Origin of the sequence: Streptomyces sp. NPDC059851 (assembly GCF_042732005.1) — a bacterium.
Taxonomy (GTDB): Bacteria; Actinomycetota; Actinomycetes; order Streptomycetales; family Streptomycetaceae; genus Streptomyces.
Map to the genome: position 1 here is coordinate 1 of NZ_JBHWJJ010000093.1, position 21,120 is coordinate 21,120.

The following is a 21,120-nucleotide window of genomic DNA, read 5'->3' on the forward strand; positions in this document are numbered from 1 at the left end:
GGGGGGGGGCTTTGTTTTTTTTACCAACACAAAACAAACCGCGCCCCCCCCCCCCCGGGGGGGCCCCCCCCCCGCTCCGGATCGGCCGGGAGGGCTCAGGACTTCGCCTCGGCCAGCAGCTTCTGGATCCTGGACACGCCCTCGACCAGGTCCTCGTCACCCAGGGCGTACGAAAGCCGCAGGTAGCCGGGGGTACCGAAGGCCTCGCCCGGGACGACCGCGACCTCGGCCTCGTCCAGGATCAGCGAGGCGAGCTCCGCGGAGGTCTGCGGGCGCTTGCCGCGGATCTCCTTGCCGAGGAGCCCCTTGACCGAGGGGTACGCGTAGAACGCGCCCTCCGGGGTCGGGCAGACCACGCCGGCGATCTCGTTGAGCATCTTCACCATCGTCTGGCGGCGGCGGTCGAAGGCCTTGCGCATCTCCGCGACGGCGTCCAGGTCCCCGGAGACGGCGGCGATCGCGGCGACCTGGGCCACGTTCGAGACGTTCGAGGTGGCGTGCGACTGCAGGTTGGTCGCGGCCTTGATGACGTCCTGCGGGCCGATGACCCAGCCCACGCGCCAACCGGTCATGGCGTACGTCTTGGCGACGCCGTTGACGACGATGCACTTGTCGCGCAGGGCCGGCACCAGCACCGGCAGCGAGGTGAACTTCGCCCCGCCGTACACCAGGTGCTCGTAGATCTCGTCGGTCAGCACCCACAGGCCGTGCTCGGCGGCCCACTCGCCGATCGCCTTCGCGTCCTCCTCGCTGTAGACCGCGCCGGTCGGGTTGGAGGGGGAGACGAACAGGACGACCTTGGTGCGCTCGGTGCGCGCGGCCTCCAGCTGCTCGACGGAGACCCGGTAGCCGGTGGTCTCGTCGGCGACGACATCGACCGGGACGCCGCCGGCCAGCCGGATCGACTCCGGGTAGGTGGTCCAGTACGGAGCCGGGACGATGACCTCGTCACCCGGGTCCAGGATCGCGGCGAAGGCGTTGTAGATCGCCTGCTTGCCGCCGTTGGTCACCAGCACCTGCGACGCGTCGACCTCGTAGCCGGAGTCGCGCAGCGTCTTCTCGGCGATGGCCTTCTTCAGCTCGGGCAGGCCGCCCGCCGGCGTGTACCGGTGGAACTTCGGGTCGCGGCAGGCTTCGACCGCAGCCTCGACGATGTAGTCCGGGGTCGGGAAATCGGGCTCGCCCGCGCCGAAGCCGATGACCGGGCGCCCGGCGGCCTTGAGGGCCTTGGCCTTGGCATCGACGGCGAGGGTGGCGGACTCGGAGATGGCGCCGATACGGGCGGACACCCGGCGCTCGGAGGAAGGCGTAGCAGACGTCATACGGCCAATCGTCCCAGAAGCCCGGGAGGCCCCGCACACCGTTCCGGACATCGGACGGACCACCCGTATCTGCGCTCTGTTCGACGTCAGGGCCGGGAACACGTACACTCACCTGTCGTTGGACCTCGCCGGCCACAGCAGCGCGTGAGCACTCCGTGCACTCGTCTGCATGCGGTAGGTTGGGGAACGCAAAGGGTCGTAGCTCAATTGGTAGAGCACTGGTCTCCAAAACCAGCGGTTGGGGGTTCGAGTCCCTCCGGCCCTGCTCCACACTCCTTCTCGGATGTGTGCGCAGGTACGTACTTAGATGCAACGCCGTGCGGCGCAACCGGGCGCGGCCACGGCCCCGACCCGGATTCAGGTGAGAGACGTGACGGACGCCCTGGGCTCCATCGACATGCCTGACGCCGAGGACGGCACCCGCGAGAAGAAGGCCCGCAAGGGCGGCAAGCGCGGGAAGAAGGGCCCTCTGGGCCGGCTCGCACTGTTCTACCGCCAGATCGTCGCGGAGCTCCGCAAGGTCGTCTGGCCGACCCGTAACCAGCTCACGACGTACACCACCGTGGTGATTGTCTTCGTCGTCATCATGATCGGTCTGGTGACCGTGATTGACTATGGGTTCCAGGAAGCCATCAAGTTCGTCTTCGGCTGATCCTCGCGGAGGGCGGCGCCTTGATGGGTGCCGCCCGTTTTCGCATGTTCCACCACCTTTTGTATCCAGGAAGAAGCAGCCACCGTGTCTGACCCGAACCTGAACGCGAGCCACGACTCCGTCGAGTCCGTCGAGGACGAGCTCGACATCGTCGAGGCGGCAGACGCTGTGGACCCCGACGAGGCGGAGCTCGCCGACGCCGAGGCCGGTGCCGCTGCCGAGGAGGCCGCGCTGCACGTCGAGGACGAGGGCGACGCCGATGCGGACGTCGACGCCGACGCCGATGAGGACGAGGCCGTCGAGGCCGCGGCCGAGCCCGCGGAGGAGGTCGAGGAGGCCGCCGAGGCGGAGGACGTCGACCCGATCCAGGCCCTGCGCGACGAGCTGCGCACGCTGCCCGGCGAGTGGTACGTGATCCACACCTACGCGGGCTACGAGAAGCGCGTGAAGGCCAACCTGGAGCAGCGTGCCGTCTCGCTGAACGTCGAGGAGTTCATCTACCAGGCCGAGGTGCCCGAGGAAGAGATCGTCCAGATCAAGAACGGCGAGCGCAAGAACGTCCGGCAGAACAAGCTGCCCGGCTACGTGCTCGTCCGCATGGACCTGACGAACGAGTCCTGGGGCGTCGTCCGCAACACCCCGGGCGTCACCGGCTTCGTCGGCAACGCCTACGACCCGTACCCGCTGACCCTGGACGAGATCGTCAAGATGCTCGCCCCGGAGGCGCAGGAGAAGGCCGCCAAGCAGGCCGCCGAGGAGGCCGGCCTCCCGGCGCCCGCGGTCAAGCGCACCATCGAGGTCCTGGACTTCGAGGTCGGCGACTCGGTCACCGTCACCGACGGCCCGTTCGCCACGCTGCAGGCGACCATCAACGAGATCAACCCGGACTCGAAGAAGGTCAAGGGCCTCGTCGAGATCTTCGGACGCGAGACCCCGGTCGAGCTCAGCTTCGACCAGATCCAGAAGAACTGATCTTCTGAGTCACCGCTTCCGGCCAGGTCAGGCCGCCCCGCAAAGGGCGGTCTGACCTGCTCGGTTTTAAGCCCCGCACCGATACCCGTTATCGTGGTGCGGTATGCCTCCATCCGGATGACCGGATCGGCGGCGGAAAACTCTCACTAGGACCCGGAGAGAGCAATGCCTCCCAAGAAGAAGAAGGTCACGGGGCTTATCAAGCTCCAGATCAACGCCGGTGCGGCCAACCCGGCCCCGCCGGTCGGCCCCGCGCTGGGTCAGCACGGCGTCAACATCATGGAGTTCTGCAAGGCCTACAACGCCGCGACCGAGTCGCAGCGCGGCATGGTCGTGCCGGTGGAGATCACGGTCTACGAGGACCGTTCCTTCACCTTCGTCACCAAGACCCCGCCGGCCGCGAAGCTGATCCTCAAGGCTGCGGGCGTGGACAAGGGCTCCGGCACCCCGCACAAGGACAAGGTCGCCAAGCTGACGGCCGCCCAGGTCCGCGAGATCGCCGAGCTGAAGATGCCCGACCTGAACGCCAACGACGTCGACGCCGCCATGAAGATCATCTCTGGCACCGCGCGTTCGATGGGCGTCACCGTCGAGGGCTGATTCCAGCCACCCCTTGCACCACCCGTGGTAGGGCCAAGCGCTGGCCCGCACCACAACTCCATGCCTGAAGCGAAAAAACAGGAGCAGAAGTGAAGCGCAGCAAGACTCTCCGCGCTGCGGACGCCAAGGTCGACCGGGAGAAGCTGTACGCCCCGCTCGAGGCCGTCCGTCTCGCCAAGGAGACCTCCTCGGTCAAGTTCGACGCCACCGTCGAGGTCGCCTTCCGCCTGGGTGTTGACCCGCGCAAGGCCGACCAGATGGTCCGTGGCACCGTGAACCTCCCGCACGGCACCGGTAAGACCGCCCGGGTCCTGGTCTTCGCGACCGGTGACCGTGCTGCGGCCGCGGAGGCCGCCGGCGCCGACATCGTCGGCAACGACGAGCTGATCGACGAGATCGCCAAGGGCAACCGCCTGAACGAGTTCGACGCGGTCGTCGCCACCCCGGACCTCATGGGCAAGGTCGGCCGCCTCGGCCGCGTGCTCGGTCCGCGTGGTCTGATGCCGAACCCGAAGACCGGCACCGTGACGATGGACGTGGCCAAGGCCGTCACCGACATCAAGGGCGGCAAGATCGAGTTCCGCGTCGACAAGCACTCGAACCTGCACTTCATCATCGGCAAGGTCTCCTTCTCCGATGCGCAGCTGGTCGAGAACTACGGCGCGGCCCTGGAGGAGATCCTCCGTCTGAAGCCGTCCGCCGCCAAGGGCCGTTACCTGAAGAAGGCCGCCGTGAGCACCACCATGGGCCCCGGCATCCAGGTCGACCCGAACCGCACCCGGAACCTCCTCGTCGAGGAAGACCCGGCTGCTGTCTGAGGCTGACGTCTCCGGGCCGCCCTGCGGCCCGCCTGCGGCACCTTGAACGGGCCCTCCGCCCCCTTCCCGGGGCGGAGGGCCCGTTTTTCGCGTGCCACGCGAACCCTGTTCGATTAGTGTCAGCTGCACGACATGGAGTCACTGCTGTCTCACGGCCGGTGCGACCGGCTCACGAGGTGGCGTTCATTGCATCAGGGGTGGGGAACACACATGAACGCGTACCGCAAGAAGGCCGTCGGGGCCGTCCTGGCCGCCGTTGTGCTGGCCGGCGGCGCCACGGCGTGCGAGGACGGCAAGGGTGCCAAGAAGGACAGCGGCGCCGCCGCGGCGCCCTCCGCGGCCGCACCCAAGCCGGCCGAGGTCACCCCGGCGTCCTACCTGGAGAAGACCAAGACGAAGTCCGCGGAGATCACCTCGCTCCGCTACACCATGTCGGGCACGGCCGCCGGACAGCAGATCTCCGGCGAGGCCTCCATGCGCCTCAAGCCCTCCGTGGCCATGGCCATGAAGATGGCCAACCCCGAGAAGCCGGGCGAGAGCGTGGACATCCGCCTCGTCGACGGCGTCATGTACCTGGGCGCCGAGGGCAAGTTCCTGAAGTTCGACCTCGCGTCCGCGGACCCCGCCGCCGCCAAGCAGCTCGACCAGCTCGGCAGCGGCACGCAGGGCGAGAAGCCGGGCGACAAGGCCGACGACCTGAGCGCCGCCAAGGACCTGAAGAAGGTCGGCGAGGAGACGGTCGACGGCCAGAAGACGACGCACCTCACCGGCACCGTCACCCTGGACGAGCTGCGCGCCCACTCCGCCGCGGGCAAGCCCGAGGCCAAGGAGCGCCAGGAGAAGAACCTGAAGGCGCTGGAAGCCCAGGGCATCAAGAGCCTCGTCATGGACATCTGGATCGACGAGAACGCCCAGACCAAGCAGTTCCGCACCCGGGGCGAGGGCACCTCGGGACCGATGGACCTGACCGTCAAGTTCCTGGACGTCAACAAGCCGGTCGACGTCGCCGCCCCTCCGGCCGACCAGGTCATGGACCTTTCCGAGCTGGCCCGGCAGGGCTGACGGCCGCCCGCACGACCGTACGGCCGCACCAGAACGCCGCGGGGGCTCCGGTCGCCCGTGCTCCGTCCGGCCCCGGCCAACCGGGCCCCGAGGGCGATTTGCCCTCGCGGGACCCGGTCACGTACAGTTCCACGGAAGCCAAAGACCGCTGGTCGTTGCCGCGCCCGTAAGGGAGCGGTGGCCGAAGGATCCGCTGAAAGCGGGCGACCCGCGCAGGTGACTGTGGAAATGCTCCCGGGATTTCGATCCTGGTAGAGCCTTGCCCCGTGCGCCTGCGCCCGGGGCGCTTTGTTTTGTCCAGCCCCTTCTGCGCGGTCCTCATCACCCGGAAGGAGGCCGACGCTCTATGGCAAGGCCCGACAAGGCTGCCGCGGTAGCCGAGCTGGAGGACATGTTCCGCAGCTCGAACGCCGCTGTGCTGACCGAGTACACGGGGCTCACCGTTGCGCAGCTCAAGACGCTGCGTCGTTCGCTCGGTGGGAACGCCCAGTACGCCGTGGTGAAGAACACGCTGACCAAGATTGCGGCCAACTCGGTCGGGATCTCCGCGCTGGACGAGCACCTTGCTGGTTCGACCGCGGTTGCCTTCGTCACCGGTGACCCGGTGGAGTCGGCGAAGGCTCTGCGTGACTTCGCCAAGGAGAACCCCAAGCTCGTCATCAAGGGCGGTGTCCTTGACGGCAAGGCGCTGTCCGCCGACGAGATCAAGAAGCTTGCGGACCTCGAGTCCCGCGAGGTTCTGCTCGCCAAGCTGGCCGGTGCCATGAAGGGCAAGCAGTCCCAGGCTGCCTCGCTCTTCCAGGCGCTGCCGACGAAGCTCGTCCGCACCGTGGACGCCCTTCGCGCCAAGCAGGCCGAGCAGGGCGGTGCCGAGTAATTCGGCTCGCGCATTGATCCGCGCCGCCTAGTGCGCGGATCGTAGCGGGCCGTTACGCCCGCCTTTCGATACATCTCGGCACCTGCCGAATTAGTGGAAGGATCGCCCATCATGGCGAAGCTGTCTCAGGACGACCTGCTCGCTCAGTTCGAGGAGATGACCCTCATCGAGCTCGCCGAGTTCGTGAAGGCCTTCGAGGACAAGTTCGACGTCACCGCCGCTGCGGCCGCCCCGGTCGTCATGGCTGGCGGCGTGGCCGGCGGCGACGCCGGTGCGGCCGAGGAGGAGAAGGACGAGTTCGACGTCATCCTCACCGGCGCCGGCGACAAGAAGATCCAGGTCATCAAGGTCGTGCGCGAGCTGACCTCCCTGGGTCTGAAGGAGGCCAAGGACCTCGTCGACGGCACCCCGAAGCCGGTCCTCGAGAAGGTCAACAAGGAGGCCGCTGACAAGGCCGCCGAGGCCCTCAAGGGCGCCGGTGCCTCCGTCGAGGTCAAGTAACACCTCTGAGGCCGCCTGACGGCCTCTGCGAAGGGCGATCACCCGCAAGGGTGGTCGCCCTTCGGCGTATTCGGCGGTGCCTGACTTGCCCTGTCGTCGTTGGGGAGTAGGGTGATCATCGTTGCCCCGTGCGAGGGTCCCGCGACGGGGCCGAGATGATCCGCACGGAGCAGGGGGCCTTGACGAACGGCACGCGGCGCGCAATTCTCAGGACCGTCGCCAGCTCGATCCGCGATCGGGACCACCGATCGAGGATTCGAGGCATGGATCGACTACGAAGAGGGCAGTACTGATACGCGCTCTGTGTACGAAGAGCCGCGACGTTGGACGCAGGGTTGGGTTTTAACGACGTGGGGAAGGCCTGTTGCCGGTTTCCGGAAACCTGGTCTGGACATCAGTGAGCCGAGTGGCTACACTGACCCTTTGCGCTGCCTGTTAGCTGCCCCCTGCCCGTCGCCAGGGGCATGCCCACGCTCGAGCACACTTGATTGATACGCCCTGACCTGGCATTTCAACCAGTTCGGGGAGTGCGTCTCCTGTGTCGGCTGGGACCGGTACGCGCGTAGTGAGTCCGAGCCCTCGGAAGGACCCCCTCTTGGCCGCCTCGCGCAACGCCTCGACCAATACGAACAACGGTGCCAGCACCGCCCCGCTGCGCATCTCCTTTGCAAAGATCAAGGAGCCGCTCGAGGTTCCGAACCTCCTGGCGCTGCAGACCGAGAGCTTTGACTGGCTGCTCGGCAACGCCGCCTGGAAGGCTCGCGTCGAGTCGGCGCTCGAGAGTGGACTGGACGTTCCCACCAAGTCCGGTCTGGAGGAGATCTTCGAGGAGATCTCGCCGATCGAGGACTTCTCCGGGTCGATGTCGCTGACCTTCCGCGACCACCGGTTCGAGCCGGCGAAGAACTCCGTCGACGAGTGCAAGGAGCGCGACTTCACGTACGCGGCGCCGCTCTTCGTCACGGCCGAGTTCACGAACAACGAGACCGGTGAGATCAAGTCTCAGACGGTATTCATGGGCGACTTCCCGCTCATGACCAACAAGGGCACCTTCGTGATCAACGGCACCGAGCGTGTCGTCGTGTCGCAGCTGGTGCGCTCCCCCGGCGTCTACTTCGACTCCTCCATCGACAAGACGTCCGACAAGGACATCTTCTCCGCCAAGATCATCCCGTCCCGGGGTGCCTGGCTGGAGATGGAGGTCGACAAGCGCGACATGGTCGGTGTCCGCATCGACCGCAAGCGCAAGCAGTCTGTCACCGTCCTCCTGAAGGCCCTCGGCTGGACCACCGAGCAGATCCTGGAGGAGTTCGGCGAGTACGAGTCCATGCGCGCCACCCTGGAGAAGGACCACACCCAGGGCCAGGACGACGCGCTGCTCGACATCTACCGCAAGCTGCGTCCGGGCGAGCCGCCGACCCGTGAGGCCGCGCAGACGCTGCTCGAGAACCTGTACTTCAACCCGAAGCGCTACGACCTGGCGAAGGTCGGCCGCTACAAGGTCAACAAGAAGCTCGGGGCCGACGAGCCGCTCGACGCCGGCGTGCTGACCGTCGACGACATCATCGCGACGATCAAGTACCTCGTGAAGCTCCACGCGGGCGAGACCGAGACCATCGGCGAGTCCGGCCGTTCGATCGTCGTCGAGACCGACGACATCGACCACTTCGGCAACCGCCGCCTGCGCAACGTCGGCGAGCTCATCCAGAACCAGGTCCGCACGGGTCTGGCGCGCATGGAGCGCGTCGTCCGCGAGCGCATGACCACCCAGGACGTCGAGGCGATCACGCCGCAGACCCTGATCAACATCCGGCCGGTCGTCGCCTCCATCAAGGAGTTCTTCGGCACCAGCCAGCTGTCGCAGTTCATGGACCAGAACAACCCGCTGTCTGGTCTGACCCACAAGCGCCGTCTCTCCGCGCTCGGCCCCGGTGGTCTGAGCCGTGAGCGGGCGGGCTTCGAGGTCCGTGACGTCCACCCGTCGCACTACGGCCGCATGTGCCCGATCGAGACCCCTGAAGGCCCGAACATCGGTCTGATCGGCTCGCTCGCCTCCTACGGCCGCGTCAACGCGTTCGGTTTCGTCGAGACCCCGTACCGCAAGGTCGTCGACGGCCAGGTCACCGACGAGGTCGACTACCTGACCGCCGACGAGGAAGACCGCTTCGTCATCGCCCAGGCCAACGCGCGCCTGGACGAGAACCTGCGCTTCGCCGAGGGCCGCGTCCTGGTCCGCCGCCGTGGCGGCGAGGTCGACTACGTCCCCGGTGACGACGTGGACTACATGGACGTCTCGCCGCGCCAGATGGTGTCGGTCGCGACCGCCATGATCCCCTTCCTCGAGCACGACGACGCCAACCGTGCCCTCATGGGCGCGAACATGATGCGCCAGGCCGTTCCGCTCATCAAGGCGGAGGCCCCGCTCGTCGGCACCGGCATGGAGTACCGCTGCGCCGTCGACGCCGGCGACTCCATCAAGGCGGAGAAGGACGGTGTCGTCCAGGAGGTCTCGGCCGACTACATCACCGTCACGAACGACGACGGCACGTACACCACGTACCGCGTCGCCAAGTTCAACCGCTCCAACCAGGGCACCTCGGTCAACCAGAAGGTCATCGTCAACGAGGGCGACCGGGTCATCGAGGGCCAGGTCCTCGCCGACGGTCCGGCGACCGAGAACGGCGAGATGGCGCTGGGCAAGAACCTGCTCGTGGCGTTCATGCCGTGGGAGGGCCACAACTACGAGGACGCGATCATCCTGTCGCAGCGCCTCGTCCAGGACGACGTCCTCTCCTCGATCCACATCGAGGAGCACGAGGTCGACGCCCGTGACACCAAGCTCGGCCCCGAGGAGATCACCCGGGACATCCCGAACGTCTCCGAGGAGGTCCTCGCCGACCTCGACGAGCGCGGCATCATCCGCATCGGTGCGGACGTCGTCGCCGGCGACATCCTGGTCGGCAAGGTCACCCCGAAGGGTGAGACCGAGCTGACCCCGGAGGAGCGCCTGCTCCGCGCGATCTTCGGTGAGAAGGCCCGCGAGGTCCGTGACACCTCCCTGAAGGTGCCGCACGGTGAGATCGGCAAGGTCATCGGCGTCCGCGTCTTCGACCGCGAGGAGGGGGACGAGCTTCCCCCGGGCGTGAACCAGCTGGTCCGCGTCTACGTCGCCCAGAAGCGCAAGATCACCGACGGTGACAAGCTCGCCGGCCGCCACGGCAACAAGGGTGTCATCTCCAAGATCCTCCCGATCGAGGACATGCCGTTCCTCGAGGACGGCACCCCGGTCGACATCATCCTCAACCCGCTCGGTGTCCCGTCCCGAATGAACCCGGGACAGGTCCTGGAGATCCACCTCGGCTGGCTCGCCAGCCGCGGCTGGGACGTCTCCGGCCTCGCGGACGAGTGGGCCCAGCGCCTGCAGGTCATCGGCGCGGACCAGGTCGCCCCCGGCACCAACGTCGCCACCCCGGTGTTCGACGGTGCCCGCGAGGACGAGCTGGCCGGCCTCCTGCAGCACACCATCCCGAACCGCGACGGCGAGCGCATGGTGCTCCCGTCCGGCAAGGCGCGCCTGTTCGACGGCCGCTCCGGCGAGCCGTTCCCGGACCCGATCTCGGTCGGGTACATGTACATCCTCAAGCTCCACCACCTGGTCGACGACAAGCTCCACGCCCGTTCGACCGGTCCGTACTCGATGATCACGCAGCAGCCGCTGGGTGGTAAGGCGCAGTTCGGTGGCCAGCGCTTCGGTGAGATGGAGGTGTGGGCGCTCGAGGCTTACGGTGCCGCCTACGCCCTCCAGGAGCTCCTGACCATCAAGTCCGACGACGTCACCGGCCGCGTGAAGGTCTACGAGGCCATCGTCAAGGGCGAGAACATCCCCGAGCCGGGCATTCCCGAGTCCTTCAAGGTGCTCATCAAGGAAATGCAGTCGCTCTGCCTCAACGTGGAGGTGCTGTCCTCGGACGGCATGTCCATCGAGATGCGCGACACCGACGAGGACGTCTTCCGCGCTGCGGAGGAGCTGGGTATCGACCTGTCCCGGCGCGAGCCGAGCAGCGTCGAAGAGGTCTGACGGGCCTGGCCGGGGGCTCGCAACCGCAGCCCCCGGCCATCCCCGGGACCGTTCAGACCATGATTGAGACACGACCCCGAAAGAGGGATTGACGCACAGTGCTCGACGTCAACTTCTTCGACGAGCTGCGGATCGGCCTTGCCACCGCGGACGACATCCGTACCTGGTCGCACGGCGAGGTCAAGAAGCCGGAGACCATCAACTACCGCACCCTGAAGCCCGAGAAGGACGGACTCTTCTGCGAGAAGATCTTCGGTCCGACCCGGGACTGGGAGTGCTACTGCGGCAAGTACAAGCGTGTCCGCTTCAAGGGCATCATCTGTGAGCGCTGTGGCGTCGAGGTCACGCGCGCCAAGGTGCGCCGTGAGCGGATGGGCCACATCGAACTTGCCGCCCCCGTCACCCACATCTGGTACTTCAAGGGCGTCCCGTCGCGCCTCGGCTACCTGCTGGACCTCGCGCCGAAGGACCTCGAGAAGGTCATCTACTTCGCCGCGTACATGATCACGTTCGTCGACGACGAGCGCCGTCAGCGCGACCTGCCGTCGCTGGAGGCCCACGTCTCCGTCGAGCGCCAGCAGATCGAGAACCGCCGCGACTCCGACCTGGAGGCCCGCGCCAAGAAGCTCGAGTCCGACCTGGCCGAGCTCGAGGCCGAGGGCGCCAAGGCCGACGTGCGCCGCAAGGTGCGCGAGGGCGCCGAGCGCGAGATGAAGCAGCTCCGCGACCGCTCCCAGCGCGAGATCGACCGCCTGGACGAGGTCTGGAACCGCTTCAAGAACCTCAAGGTCCAGGACCTGGAGGGCGACGAGCTCCTCTACCGCGAGCTGCGTGACCGCTTCGGCACGTACTTCGACGGCTCGATGGGCGCCGCGGCGCTGCAGAAGCGCCTGGAGTCCTTCGACCTGGAGGAGGAGGCCGAGCGCCTCCGCGAGATCATCCGCACCGGCAAGGGCCAGAAGAAGACCCGTGCGCTGAAGCGTCTGAAGGTCGTCTCCGCGTTCCTGCAGACCAGCAACAGCCCCAAGGGCATGGTCCTGGACTGCGTCCCGGTGATCCCGCCGGACCTGCGTCCGATGGTGCAGCTGGACGGTGGCCGCTTCGCGACCTCCGACCTGAACGACCTGTACCGCCGTGTCATCAACCGCAACAACCGCCTGAAGCGCCTCCTCGACCTCGGTGCCCCCGAGATCATCGTGAACAACGAGAAGCGCATGCTCCAGGAGGCCGTCGACGCGCTGTTCGACAACGGCCGTCGCGGCCGCCCGGTCACGGGCCCCGGCAACCGCCCGCTGAAGTCCCTCAGCGACATGCTGAAGGGCAAGCAGGGTCGCTTCCGTCAGAACCTGCTCGGTAAGCGCGTGGACTACTCCGCGCGTTCCGTGATCGTCGTCGGTCCGCAGCTGAAGCTGCACCAGTGCGGTCTGCCCAAGGCCATGGCGCTGGAGCTCTTCAAGCCGTTCGTGATGAAGCGCCTGGTCGACCTGAACCACGCGCAGAACATCAAGTCGGCCAAGCGCATGGTCGAGCGCGGCCGCACCGTCGTGTACGACGTCCTCGAAGAGGTCATCGCCGAGCACCCGGTGCTGCTGAACCGTGCGCCCACGCTGCACCGCCTCGGCATCCAGGCCTTCGAGCCGCAGCTGGTCGAGGGCAAGGCCATCCAGATCCACCCGCTCGTCTGCACCGCGTTCAACGCAGACTTCGACGGTGACCAGATGGCCGTGCACCTGCCGCTGTCCGCGGAGGCGCAGGCCGAGGCCCGCATCCTGATGCTGTCCTCGAACAACATCCTCAAGCCGGCCGACGGCCGCCCGGTGACGATGCCGACCCAGGACATGGTCCTCGGTCTGTTCTTCCTCACCACGGACGGCGAGCTGCGCGACGTCAAGGGCGAGGGCCGTGCCTTCGGCTCCACCGCCGAGGCGATCATGGCCTTCGACGCCGGCGAGCTCTCGCTGCAGTCGCAGGTCGACATCCGCTTCCCGGTGGGCACCATCCCGCCGCGCGGCTGGGTCCCCCCGGTCGCGGAGGAGGGCGAGCCGGAGTTCCAGCCGGGCGACAGCTTCCGTCTGAAGACCACGCTGGGTCGTGCGCTCTTCAACGAGCTGCTGCCGGAGGACTACCCGTTCGTCGACTACTCGGTGGGCAAGAAGCAGCTCTCCGAGATCGTCAACGACCTGGCCGAGCGCTACCCCAAGGTCATCGTGGCGGCGACGCTCGACAACCTGAAGGCGGCCGGCTTCCACTGGGCGACCCGTTCCGGCGTCACCGTGGCCATCTCCGACGTCGTGGTCCCCGAGGCCAAGAAGGAGATCGTCGCGGGCTACGAGGCCCAGGACGAGAAGGTCCAGAAGCAGTACGAGCGCGGTCTGATCACCAAGGACGAGCGCACGCAGGAGCTCATCGCGATCTGGACCAAGGCGACCAACGAGGTCGCCGAGGCGATGAACGCGAACTTCCCCAAGACCAACCCCATCTTCATGATGGTTGACTCGGGTGCCCGAGGAAACATGATGCAGATGAGGCAGATCGCCGGTATGCGTGGTCTGGTGTCGAACGCGAAGAACGAGACCATCCCGCGTCCGATCAAGGCCTCGTTCCGTGAGGGCCTCTCCGTGCTGGAGTACTTCATCTCCACCCACGGTGCCCGTAAGGGTCTGGCCGACACCGCCCTGCGTACCGCCGACTCGGGTTACCTGACCCGTCGTCTGGTGGACGTCTCGCAGGACGTGATCATCCGCGAGGAGGACTGCGGCACCGACCGCGGCCTGAAGCTGAAGATCGCCGTCCGGGACGAGACCGGTGTCCTGCGCAAGGCCGAGGACGTCGAGACCTCGGTGTACGCGCGCATGCTCGCCGAGGACGTCGTCGTCGACGGCAAGGTCCTGGCCCCGGCCAACGTCGACCTGGGCGATGTCCTCATCGACCAGCTCGTCGCGGCCGGCGTGGAGGAGGTCAAGACCCGCTCGGTCCTGACCTGTGAGTCCGCCGTCGGTACCTGTGCCTTCTGCTACGGCCGCTCCCTGGCCACCGGCAAGCTGGTCGACATCGGTGAGGCGGTCGGCATCATCGCCGCCCAGTCCATCGGTGAGCCCGGCACCCAGCTGACGATGCGTACCTTCCACACCGGTGGTGTGGCCGGTGACGACATCACCCAGGGTCTGCCGCGTGTCGTCGAGCTCTTCGAGGCCCGTACCCCGAAGGGTGTCGCCCCGATCTCCGAGGCCGCCGGTCGCGTGCGGATCGAGGAGACCGAGAAGACCAAGAAGATCGTCATCACGCCGGACGACGGCAGCGACGAGACGGCCTTCCCGATCTCCAAGCGCGCCAAGGTCATCGTCCACGAGGGCGACCACGTCGAGGTGGGCCAGAAGCTCACCGCGGGTGCCACCAACCCGCACGACGTGCTGCGCATCCTCGGCCAGCGTGCGGTCCAGGTCCACCTGGTCGGCGAGGTCCAGAAGGTCTACAACTCGCAGGGCGTGTCGATCCACGACAAGCACATCGAGATCATCATCCGGCAGATGCTCCGCCGCGTGACGATCATCGAGTCGGGCGACGCCGAGCTGCTCCCGGGCGAGCTCGTCGAGCGTTCGCGCTTCGAGACCGAGAACCGTCGTGTGGTCACCGAGGGCGGTCACCCCGCCTCCGGCCGTCCGCAGCTGATGGGTATCACCAAGGCCTCGCTCGCCACCGAGTCCTGGCTGTCGGCGGCGTCCTTCCAGGAGACGACCCGGGTCCTGACCGACGCGGCGATCAACGCCAAGTCGGACTCCCTGATCGGCCTCAAGGAGAACGTCATCATCGGTAAGCTCATCCCGGCCGGTACGGGCCTCGCCCGCTACCGCAACATCCGGGTCGAGCCCACCGAGGAGGCGAAGGCCGCGATGTACTCGGCCGTCGGCTACGACGACATCGACTACTCGCCCTTCGGCACCGGCTCCGGCCAGGCCGTCCCGCTGGAGGACTACGACTACGGCCCGTACAACGGCTAAGGGTCCACAAGAGGAAGCCCCCCGCTGCTCCGGAAGGAGCGGCGGGGGGCTTCCTCGTTACGTAGGTGGGGGTGTGGGGGACTTCCTCGTACGTACGGACGGACGGGCCGACGGGCCGACGGGCCGACGGGCCGGCGGGCCGGCGGTCGTACGGGCGGGGTCGAGCGCTCCCGGCCGGTGGCCCGGGACCGGCCGCCGAGCCGGGAGCGGCCCGGGCCTCAGGCGCGGCGTCGGCGGCGGCCGGCGAGGGTGACGCCGGTCAGGGCCAGCAGGGACAGGGCCGCGCCGGCCAGGCCCGGGGTGAGCCCCTTCGGGGTGAAGGTGCAGGCGAGCTTCGTCGTGCCCGGGGGGACGGGCAGGGCGAGCAGGCCGTGGAAGGGAGTCGGGGCCACCGGCTTCGCGTCCGCCGTGCACTGCCAGCCGGGGACGGCGGTCATGGCGAAGACCGCCGTACCGGTGGTGCCCGCCGGCAGGGTGGCGCGGATGTCGTGGCCGCCCGTCCGGACGTCGACGGCACCCGTTCGGGTGAGGCCGCGGACGGCGTCGTCCAGCCCGGCGCGGTCCAGGCAGCCGATCGGGTGGTCCCCGGCGGTGGCGTCCTCGGTCCGGGTGTGCACCGTCACGGCGACCGTGCCGTCCGCCGGGACCGGGCCCAGCTTCACGACACCCGTCACCTGGTCCTCCAGCGGCCGCTGTGCGCCGTCCCGGGTGAGGGTGCCGTACAGGTCGGGGGAGAACCAGTACGCCTCGGAGCCGGGGGTGCACCGTGCGGTGTACGTCTGCTCGGTGGCCGTGCCGCCCCGGACCGCGCGCGGGACCTGGTACACGGCCGCGCCGAGGACGTTCTCCTGCCGGGCGTAGACGCTGCCGGCCGGGTTGGGGGAGGTGAAGGGGCCGCTGCGGACCGTGACCAGCGGGGGAGCCGGGAAGCGGGTCGCGGTCCAGGTGTCCTTCGCCGGGCCGGGGCTGACGCGGGCGCCGATCGCGAAGATCGCGTCGAGGACCGGGTTGTCGGCGCCGAAGAAGGTCCGGCCGTCGTTCTTGAAGCCGTAGCCGAGGGGCTCCAGCGCCTCGTACGTGACCTGCGGCAGATAGCTGCTGTAGTACTGCGGGCCCTCCGCCCCGAGCGCCAGGGCGTCGTTGTACGAGGTCTGCGGCGCGCCCGAGTCGGTCCGGTAGCGGGGCCAGCCGTTCACCTCGCGGACGGCTTCGTGGTGCGCGCCGATCGAGCTGTTCGACGTGGGGATCGGCTTGGCCCAGCGCTCACGGGAGCGGCGGGCGTCGGCGCTGGCGGCTGCGGCGGTGGACTCGGCGAGGACCACGCCGACCATGAGCACGGCGGCCACCGGGACCAGGAAGCGCCGCCGGTCGCCCTGCGCCAGCAGGACCAGGGCCAGGAGGGAGACCACGCCGCCGCCGATGACGGCCCGCCAGGTCCAGCCGCCGAAGTCGTCGGTGTGCCGGAGCAGGAAGGCGGCGGCGACCAGCAGGCCCGCCGCCGCGACGAGGTGGAGGGGCCGCGGCCGGTGGGCCAGGGACAGCCAGGCCAGGACCACGACCATCCCGCTGAAGACGAAGGCCTCCCGGTACGGGTTGCCGTTCGGCACCGCGAGGCCGTGCCACAGGTACTGGGTGGGCGGGAACTGGAAGGAGGCGAGGACGAGCAGCGTCGCCGCCGCCCACACCAGGCGGGTCCTGCGGGCGACGGCCGCGTTGAACAGGAAGGACCCGGCCAGGACCAGGCCCAGCGAGGCCACGTACAGCCGCGGCCGCCCGCCCCACAGGTGGGTGGCCGGAAGCATCCCGGACAGGAAGACCTCGATCCGCACCGGGTCGAAGGCCGCGGCCCCCGTCGGCTGCGCGGCGCCGCTGGACAGGAAGGACGGCAGGAGCAGCGGCAGGGTGAGCAGGATGCCCGTCGCGGCGGCGGTCGAGGCCCGCCACAGGGCACGCACCCGCTGCCGGCCGGTCAGGTCGAGCGTGGCCGCGCGGACGGCGAGCAGCACGCAGGCGGCCATCGTGGCCATCATCGCGGTGTAGAAGTTGCCGAACCAGGCGAGCGCGACGAGCAGGGCGGCGCCGGTCCAGCGGCGCTCCTGGAGGCACCACTCGACGGCGATGCCCAGCAGGGGGAACGCCACCAGGCCCCACAGCCACATGGGGATGTACGAGGCGTCGCTCAGCGCCCAGCCGCACAGCCCGTAGCAGGCACCGAGGACCCCGCGCTGCCACCACGGCCCGGGGTGCAGGCGACCGAGGTAGACGGCCATCACGGCGGCGGCGGTGCCCATCGTGACCGGGGTGACCAGGAAGACGGCCAGGTCGACGTGGGCCCGCGGGACGATGACGGCCAGCCAGGAGAAGGGGTTGCCGAGGTAGGTGTAGTAGTCGGACAGGAACTGCTGTCCGAATCCGCCCCGCCAGCTGAAGAGGACGTCACCCGCGGCCTGCCCGTGGACCAGGTCCCACAGCCCGCGGTGGAAGGGCACGTACTGGTTGGCCTGGTCGTTGATGGCCCGGCCGGTGTTGCCGAAGGGGAAGGTGCCGCGGGCCGCCCAAGCCGCGCAGAACGCGCCGGCGGTGACGAGGAAGGCGAGCAGCGGCGCGTACAGGCGCTCGGGCCGCGGCATCCGCCGGCGGCGCGCGGGACCGGGATCGGAGAGGACCGGGCCCTCCGCGGCCGTCGACTCCGGGGTGACCGTCCGCAATGTCCCGCTCCCTGGTGGTGGTGCCGTTTGGGCTGAATCGCTGACGCATTTTAGTGGCCGGGAGGGGGCGGCCCGGTCGCCGTGGACGGCCGTCGTCGACGGCTCATACCACATCCGGAGGGCCGGGGCGTCCTGGGCGGCCGGGACCCAAGGGGCACATGACCGGCGGGCATGTCGCGGCCGTCGCGGCGAGGCCTTTGTTTTGACCGGAGTGGATGCGGTGGGTACGCTCAGACCTTGTGCCTGGGGTGTGCCTGGGCTCCCGTGCGTGTCCATCAACCGCACGCGAGCCGCACCGGCCACCGAGATCCACACGCCCTTTCCCGCTTGCGGGAAGGCTTACCGGATCCGACACACCCGACCGCGTGGGTCGGGCAGAAGTTCCAGGTTAGCTTTACTACACGGCACACAGAAACCGGAGAAGTAGTGCCTACGATCCAGCAGCTGGTCCGTAAGGGCCGGCAGGACAAGGTCGAGAAGACGAAGACGCCCGCGCTTGAGGCTTCGCCCCAGCGTCGTGGCGTCTGCACGCGTGTGTTCACGACCACCCCGAAGAAGCCGAACTCGGCGCTCCGCAAGGTCGCGCGTGTGCGTCTGACCTCCGGCATCGAGGTCACCGCTTACATTCCGGGTGAGGGACACAACCTGCAGGAGCACTCCATCGTGCTCGTGCGTGGTGGCCGTGTGAAGGACCTGCCGGGTGTTCGTTACAAGATCATCCGCGGTGCGCTTGACACCCAGGCTGTCAAGAACCGCAAGCAGGCCCGCAGCCGCTACGGCGCCAAGAAGGAGAAGTAAGAATGCCTCGTAAGGGCCCCGCCCCGAAGCGCCCGGTCATCATCGACCCGGTCTACCAGTCTCCTCTTGTCACCTCCCTGATCAACAAGATCCTGCTGAACGGCAAGCGCTCCACCGCCGAGCGCATCGTCTACGGCGCCATGGAAGGCCTCCGCGAGAAGACGGGCAACGACCCGGTCATCACGCTGAAGCGCGCGCTGGAGAACGTCAAGCCGTCGCTCGAGGTCAAGTCCCGCCGTGTCGGTGGCGCGACCTACCAGGTTCCGGTCGAGGTCAAGCCGGGTCGCCAGTCGACCCTGGCGCTGCGCTGGCTCGTGGGCTACTCCCGCGCCCGTCGCGAGAAGACCATGACCGAGCGCCTCATGAACGAGCTCCTCGACGCGTCGAACGGCCTTGGTGCGGCCGTGAAGAAGCGTGAGGACACGCACAAGATGGCCGAGTCCAACAAGGCCTTCGCGCACTACCGCTGGTAGTCGCAACCCACATCGAGACCGAGAGAAGACTGAAGCCTTATGGCTACCACTTCGCTTGACCTGGCCAAGGTGCGCAACATCGGCATCATGGCCCACATCGACGCGGGCAAGACGACCACCACCGAGCGCATCCTGTTCTACACCGGTGTCTCCTACAAGATCGGTGAGGTCCACGACGGCGCTGCCACGATGGACTGGATGGAGCAGGAGCAGGAGCGCGGCATCACGATCACGTCTGCCGCGACGACCTGCCACTGGCCGCTCGAGGACGTCGACCACACCATCAACATCATCGACACCCCGGGTCACGTGGACTTCACGGTCGAGGTGGAGCGTTCGCTCCGCGTCCTCGACGGTGCCGTCACCGTGTTCGACGGTGTCGCCGGTGTGGAGCCGCAGTCCGAGACGGTGTGGCGTCAGGCCGACCGTTACGGCGTGCCGCGCATCTGCTTCGTCAACAAGCTCGACCGCACCGGCGCCGAGTTCCACCGCTGCGTCGACATGATCAAGGACCGCCTGGGTGCGGTTCCGATCGTCATGCAGCTCCCGATCGGTGCCGAGGCGGACTTCCAGGGCGTTGTCGACCTGGTCCGCATGAAGGCGCTGGTCTGGTCCGCCGAGGCGACCAAGGGCGAGATGTACGACGTCGTCGACATCCCCGACACGCACACCGAGGCCGCTGAAGAGTGGCGCGGCAAGCTGGTCGAGACCGTCGCCGAGAACGACGACGAGATCATGGAGCTCTTCCTCAACGGCGAGGAGCCGACCGAGGAGCAGCTGCACGCCGCCGTGCGCCGCATCATCCTGGGCTCCGGCAAGGGTGAGGGTTCCACGATCACCGCGGTGTTCTGCGGTACGGCGTTCAAGAACAAGGGTGTCCAGCCCCTGCTCGACGCGGTCGTCCGCTACCTGCCGTCGCCGCTCGACATCGAGGCCATCGAGGGTCACGACGTCAAGGACGCCGAGACCGTCGTGAAGCGCAAGCCGTCGGACGAGGAGCCCCTCGCCGCGCTCGCCTTCAAGATCATGAGCGACCCGCACCTCGGCAAGCTCACCTTCGTCCGGGTTTACTCGGGCCGCCTGGAGGCCGGCACCGCGGTGCTGAACTCCGTCAAGGGCAAGAAGGAGCGCATCGGCAAGATCTACCGCATGCACGCGAACAAGCGTGAGGAGATCGACTCGGTGGGCGCCGGCGACATCGTCGCCGTGATGGGCCTGAAGCAGACCACCACCGGTGAGACGCTGTGCGACGACAAGGCCCCGGTCATCCTGGAGTCCATGGACTTCCCGGCCCCGGTCATCCAGGTCGCCATCGAGCCCAAGTCCAAGGGTGACCAGGAGAAGCTGGGTGTCGCCATCCAGCGTCTCGCGGAGGAGGACCCCTCCTTCCACGTTCACTCGGACGAGGAGACGGGCCAGACCATCCTCGGCGGTATGGGCGAGCTGCACCTCGAGGTGCTGGTCGACCGTATGAAGCGCGAGTTCAAGGTCGAGGCCAACGTCGGCAAGCCGCAGGTCGCGTACCGCGAGACCATCCGCAAGTCGGTCGAGCGCCACGACTACACGCACAAGAAGCAGACCGGTGGTACCGGTCAGTTCGCCAAGGTGCAGATCGCGATCGAGCCGATCACGGACGCCGAGGGTCCGGCGTACGAGTTCGTGAACAAGGTCACCGGTGGCCGCGTGCCGAAGGAGTACATCCCCTCGGTCGACGCGGGTGCGCAGGAGGCCATGCAGTTCGGCATCCTGGCCGGCTACGAGATGACGGGCGTCCGCGTCACGCTTCTCGACGGTGCCTTCCACGAGGTCGACTCCTCCGAGCTCGCGTTCAAGATCGCCGGTTCGCAGGCCTTCAAGGAGGCCGCGCGCAAGGCGTCCCCCGTGCTCCTCGAGCCGATGATGGCCGTTGAGGTCACCACGCCCGAGGACTACATGGGCGATGTCATCGGCGACATCAACTCCCGCCGTGGCCAGATCCAGGCCATGGAGGAGCGTCACGGCGCCCGCGTCGTGAAGGGCCTCGTGCCGCTGTCGGAGATGTTCGGCTACGTCGGAGACCTCCGCAGCAAGACCTCGGGTCGCGCCAGCTACTCGATGCAGTTCGACTCCTACGCCGAGGTTCCGCGGAACGTCGCCGAGGAGATCATCGCGAAGGCCAAGGGCGAGTAACTCTCCCGAGCACACGCTTTAGGCTTGTCACCGGAACCTCTGGGGCAACGGGGAAATCAAAAAACCTGTTGCCCCGGGGACCGGCTTTCCAG

At 67.9% G+C, this 21,120-nt stretch carries 14 protein-coding genes and 1 tRNA gene; 13 read left to right on the forward strand and 2 right to left on the reverse strand.

Annotated elements, in window-relative coordinates; translation table 11 throughout:
- Positions 1-95: 95 nt before the first annotated feature.
- Positions 96-1,322: a pyridoxal phosphate-dependent aminotransferase gene (locus ACFV7Q_RS26700; RefSeq protein ID WP_385431998.1), complete on the reverse strand. Its 1,227-nt coding sequence runs from the start codon at positions 1,320-1,322 to the stop codon at positions 96-98.
- A 192-nt stretch (positions 1,323-1,514) separates the two neighbouring features.
- Between ACFV7Q_RS26700 and ACFV7Q_RS26705 the strand changes: the two genes are divergently transcribed.
- The 10 genes from ACFV7Q_RS26705 (at position 1,515) to ACFV7Q_RS26750 (ending at position 14,880) form a co-directional block, all read left to right on the forward strand.
- A tRNA-Trp gene (locus tag ACFV7Q_RS26705) sits at positions 1,515-1,587 on the forward strand.
- Positions 1,588-1,692: 105 nt separating this feature from the next.
- Complete coding sequence (gene secE / locus ACFV7Q_RS26710; protein WP_385432000.1) at positions 1,693-1,974, forward strand: preprotein translocase subunit SecE; 282 nt, start codon at positions 1,693-1,695, stop codon at positions 1,972-1,974.
- Positions 1,975-2,058: 84 nt separating this feature from the next.
- On the forward strand, positions 2,059-2,946 hold the full coding sequence (gene nusG / locus ACFV7Q_RS26715; RefSeq protein WP_385432001.1) for a transcription termination/antitermination protein NusG: 888 nt from the start codon (positions 2,059-2,061) through the stop codon (positions 2,944-2,946).
- A 165-nt stretch (positions 2,947-3,111) separates the two neighbouring features.
- On the forward strand, positions 3,112-3,546 hold the full coding sequence (gene rplK, locus ACFV7Q_RS26720) for a 50S ribosomal protein L11 (protein WP_179173465.1): 435 nt from the start codon (positions 3,112-3,114) through the stop codon (positions 3,544-3,546).
- Between the two features lie 89 nt (positions 3,547-3,635).
- Positions 3,636-4,364 (forward strand): 50S ribosomal protein L1, encoded by a 729-nt coding sequence (gene rplA / locus ACFV7Q_RS26725; RefSeq protein WP_385432003.1) that lies wholly within the window; start codon positions 3,636-3,638, stop codon positions 4,362-4,364.
- 210 nt (positions 4,365-4,574) lie between these two features.
- Positions 4,575-5,426, forward strand: coding sequence for a hypothetical protein (locus tag ACFV7Q_RS26730; protein WP_385432005.1), 852 nt, complete (start codon positions 4,575-4,577; stop codon positions 5,424-5,426).
- Between the two features lie 346 nt (positions 5,427-5,772).
- The gene (gene rplJ / locus ACFV7Q_RS26735; RefSeq protein WP_385432007.1) at positions 5,773-6,303 is read left to right on the forward strand and encodes a 50S ribosomal protein L10; all 531 of its coding nucleotides are present in this window, start codon (positions 5,773-5,775) and stop codon (positions 6,301-6,303) included.
- Positions 6,304-6,414: 111 nt separating this feature from the next.
- On the forward strand, positions 6,415-6,804 hold the full coding sequence (gene rplL, locus ACFV7Q_RS26740; protein WP_385432009.1) for a 50S ribosomal protein L7/L12: 390 nt from the start codon (positions 6,415-6,417) through the stop codon (positions 6,802-6,804).
- 595 nt (positions 6,805-7,399) lie between these two features.
- Positions 7,400-10,882 (forward strand): DNA-directed RNA polymerase subunit beta, encoded by a 3,483-nt coding sequence (rpoB, locus tag ACFV7Q_RS26745; protein WP_385432011.1) that lies wholly within the window; start codon positions 7,400-7,402, stop codon positions 10,880-10,882.
- Positions 10,883-10,980: 98 nt separating this feature from the next.
- The gene (locus ACFV7Q_RS26750; RefSeq protein ID WP_385432012.1) at positions 10,981-14,880 is read left to right on the forward strand and encodes a DNA-directed RNA polymerase subunit beta'; all 3,900 of its coding nucleotides are present in this window, start codon (positions 10,981-10,983) and stop codon (positions 14,878-14,880) included.
- 218 nt (positions 14,881-15,098) lie between these two features.
- Here ACFV7Q_RS26750 and ACFV7Q_RS26755 read toward each other — a convergent pair whose 3' ends face one another.
- Positions 15,099-17,588, reverse strand: coding sequence for a YfhO family protein (locus ACFV7Q_RS26755; protein ID WP_385432014.1), 2,490 nt, complete (start codon positions 17,586-17,588; stop codon positions 15,099-15,101).
- A 426-nt stretch (positions 17,589-18,014) separates the two neighbouring features.
- Here ACFV7Q_RS26755 and rpsL point away from each other — a divergent pair, with 426 nt between their 5' ends.
- From rpsL to fusA, 3 genes are read left to right on the forward strand one after another with little or no spacing between them, the layout of a single operon-like run.
- On the forward strand, positions 18,015-18,386 hold the full coding sequence (gene rpsL, locus ACFV7Q_RS26760) for a 30S ribosomal protein S12 (RefSeq protein ID WP_007265893.1): 372 nt from the start codon (positions 18,015-18,017) through the stop codon (positions 18,384-18,386).
- A 2-nt stretch (positions 18,387-18,388) separates the two neighbouring features.
- A complete protein-coding gene (gene rpsG, locus ACFV7Q_RS26765) occupies positions 18,389-18,859 on the forward strand; it encodes a 30S ribosomal protein S7 (RefSeq protein ID WP_114053724.1) in 471 nt (156 codons plus the stop codon).
- A gap of 39 nt (positions 18,860-18,898) precedes the next feature.
- Positions 18,899-21,028, forward strand: a complete 2,130-nt coding sequence (fusA, locus tag ACFV7Q_RS26770) for an elongation factor G (RefSeq protein ID WP_385432015.1) — start codon at positions 18,899-18,901, stop codon at positions 21,026-21,028.
- The last annotated feature ends 92 nt before the right edge of the window (positions 21,029-21,120 follow it).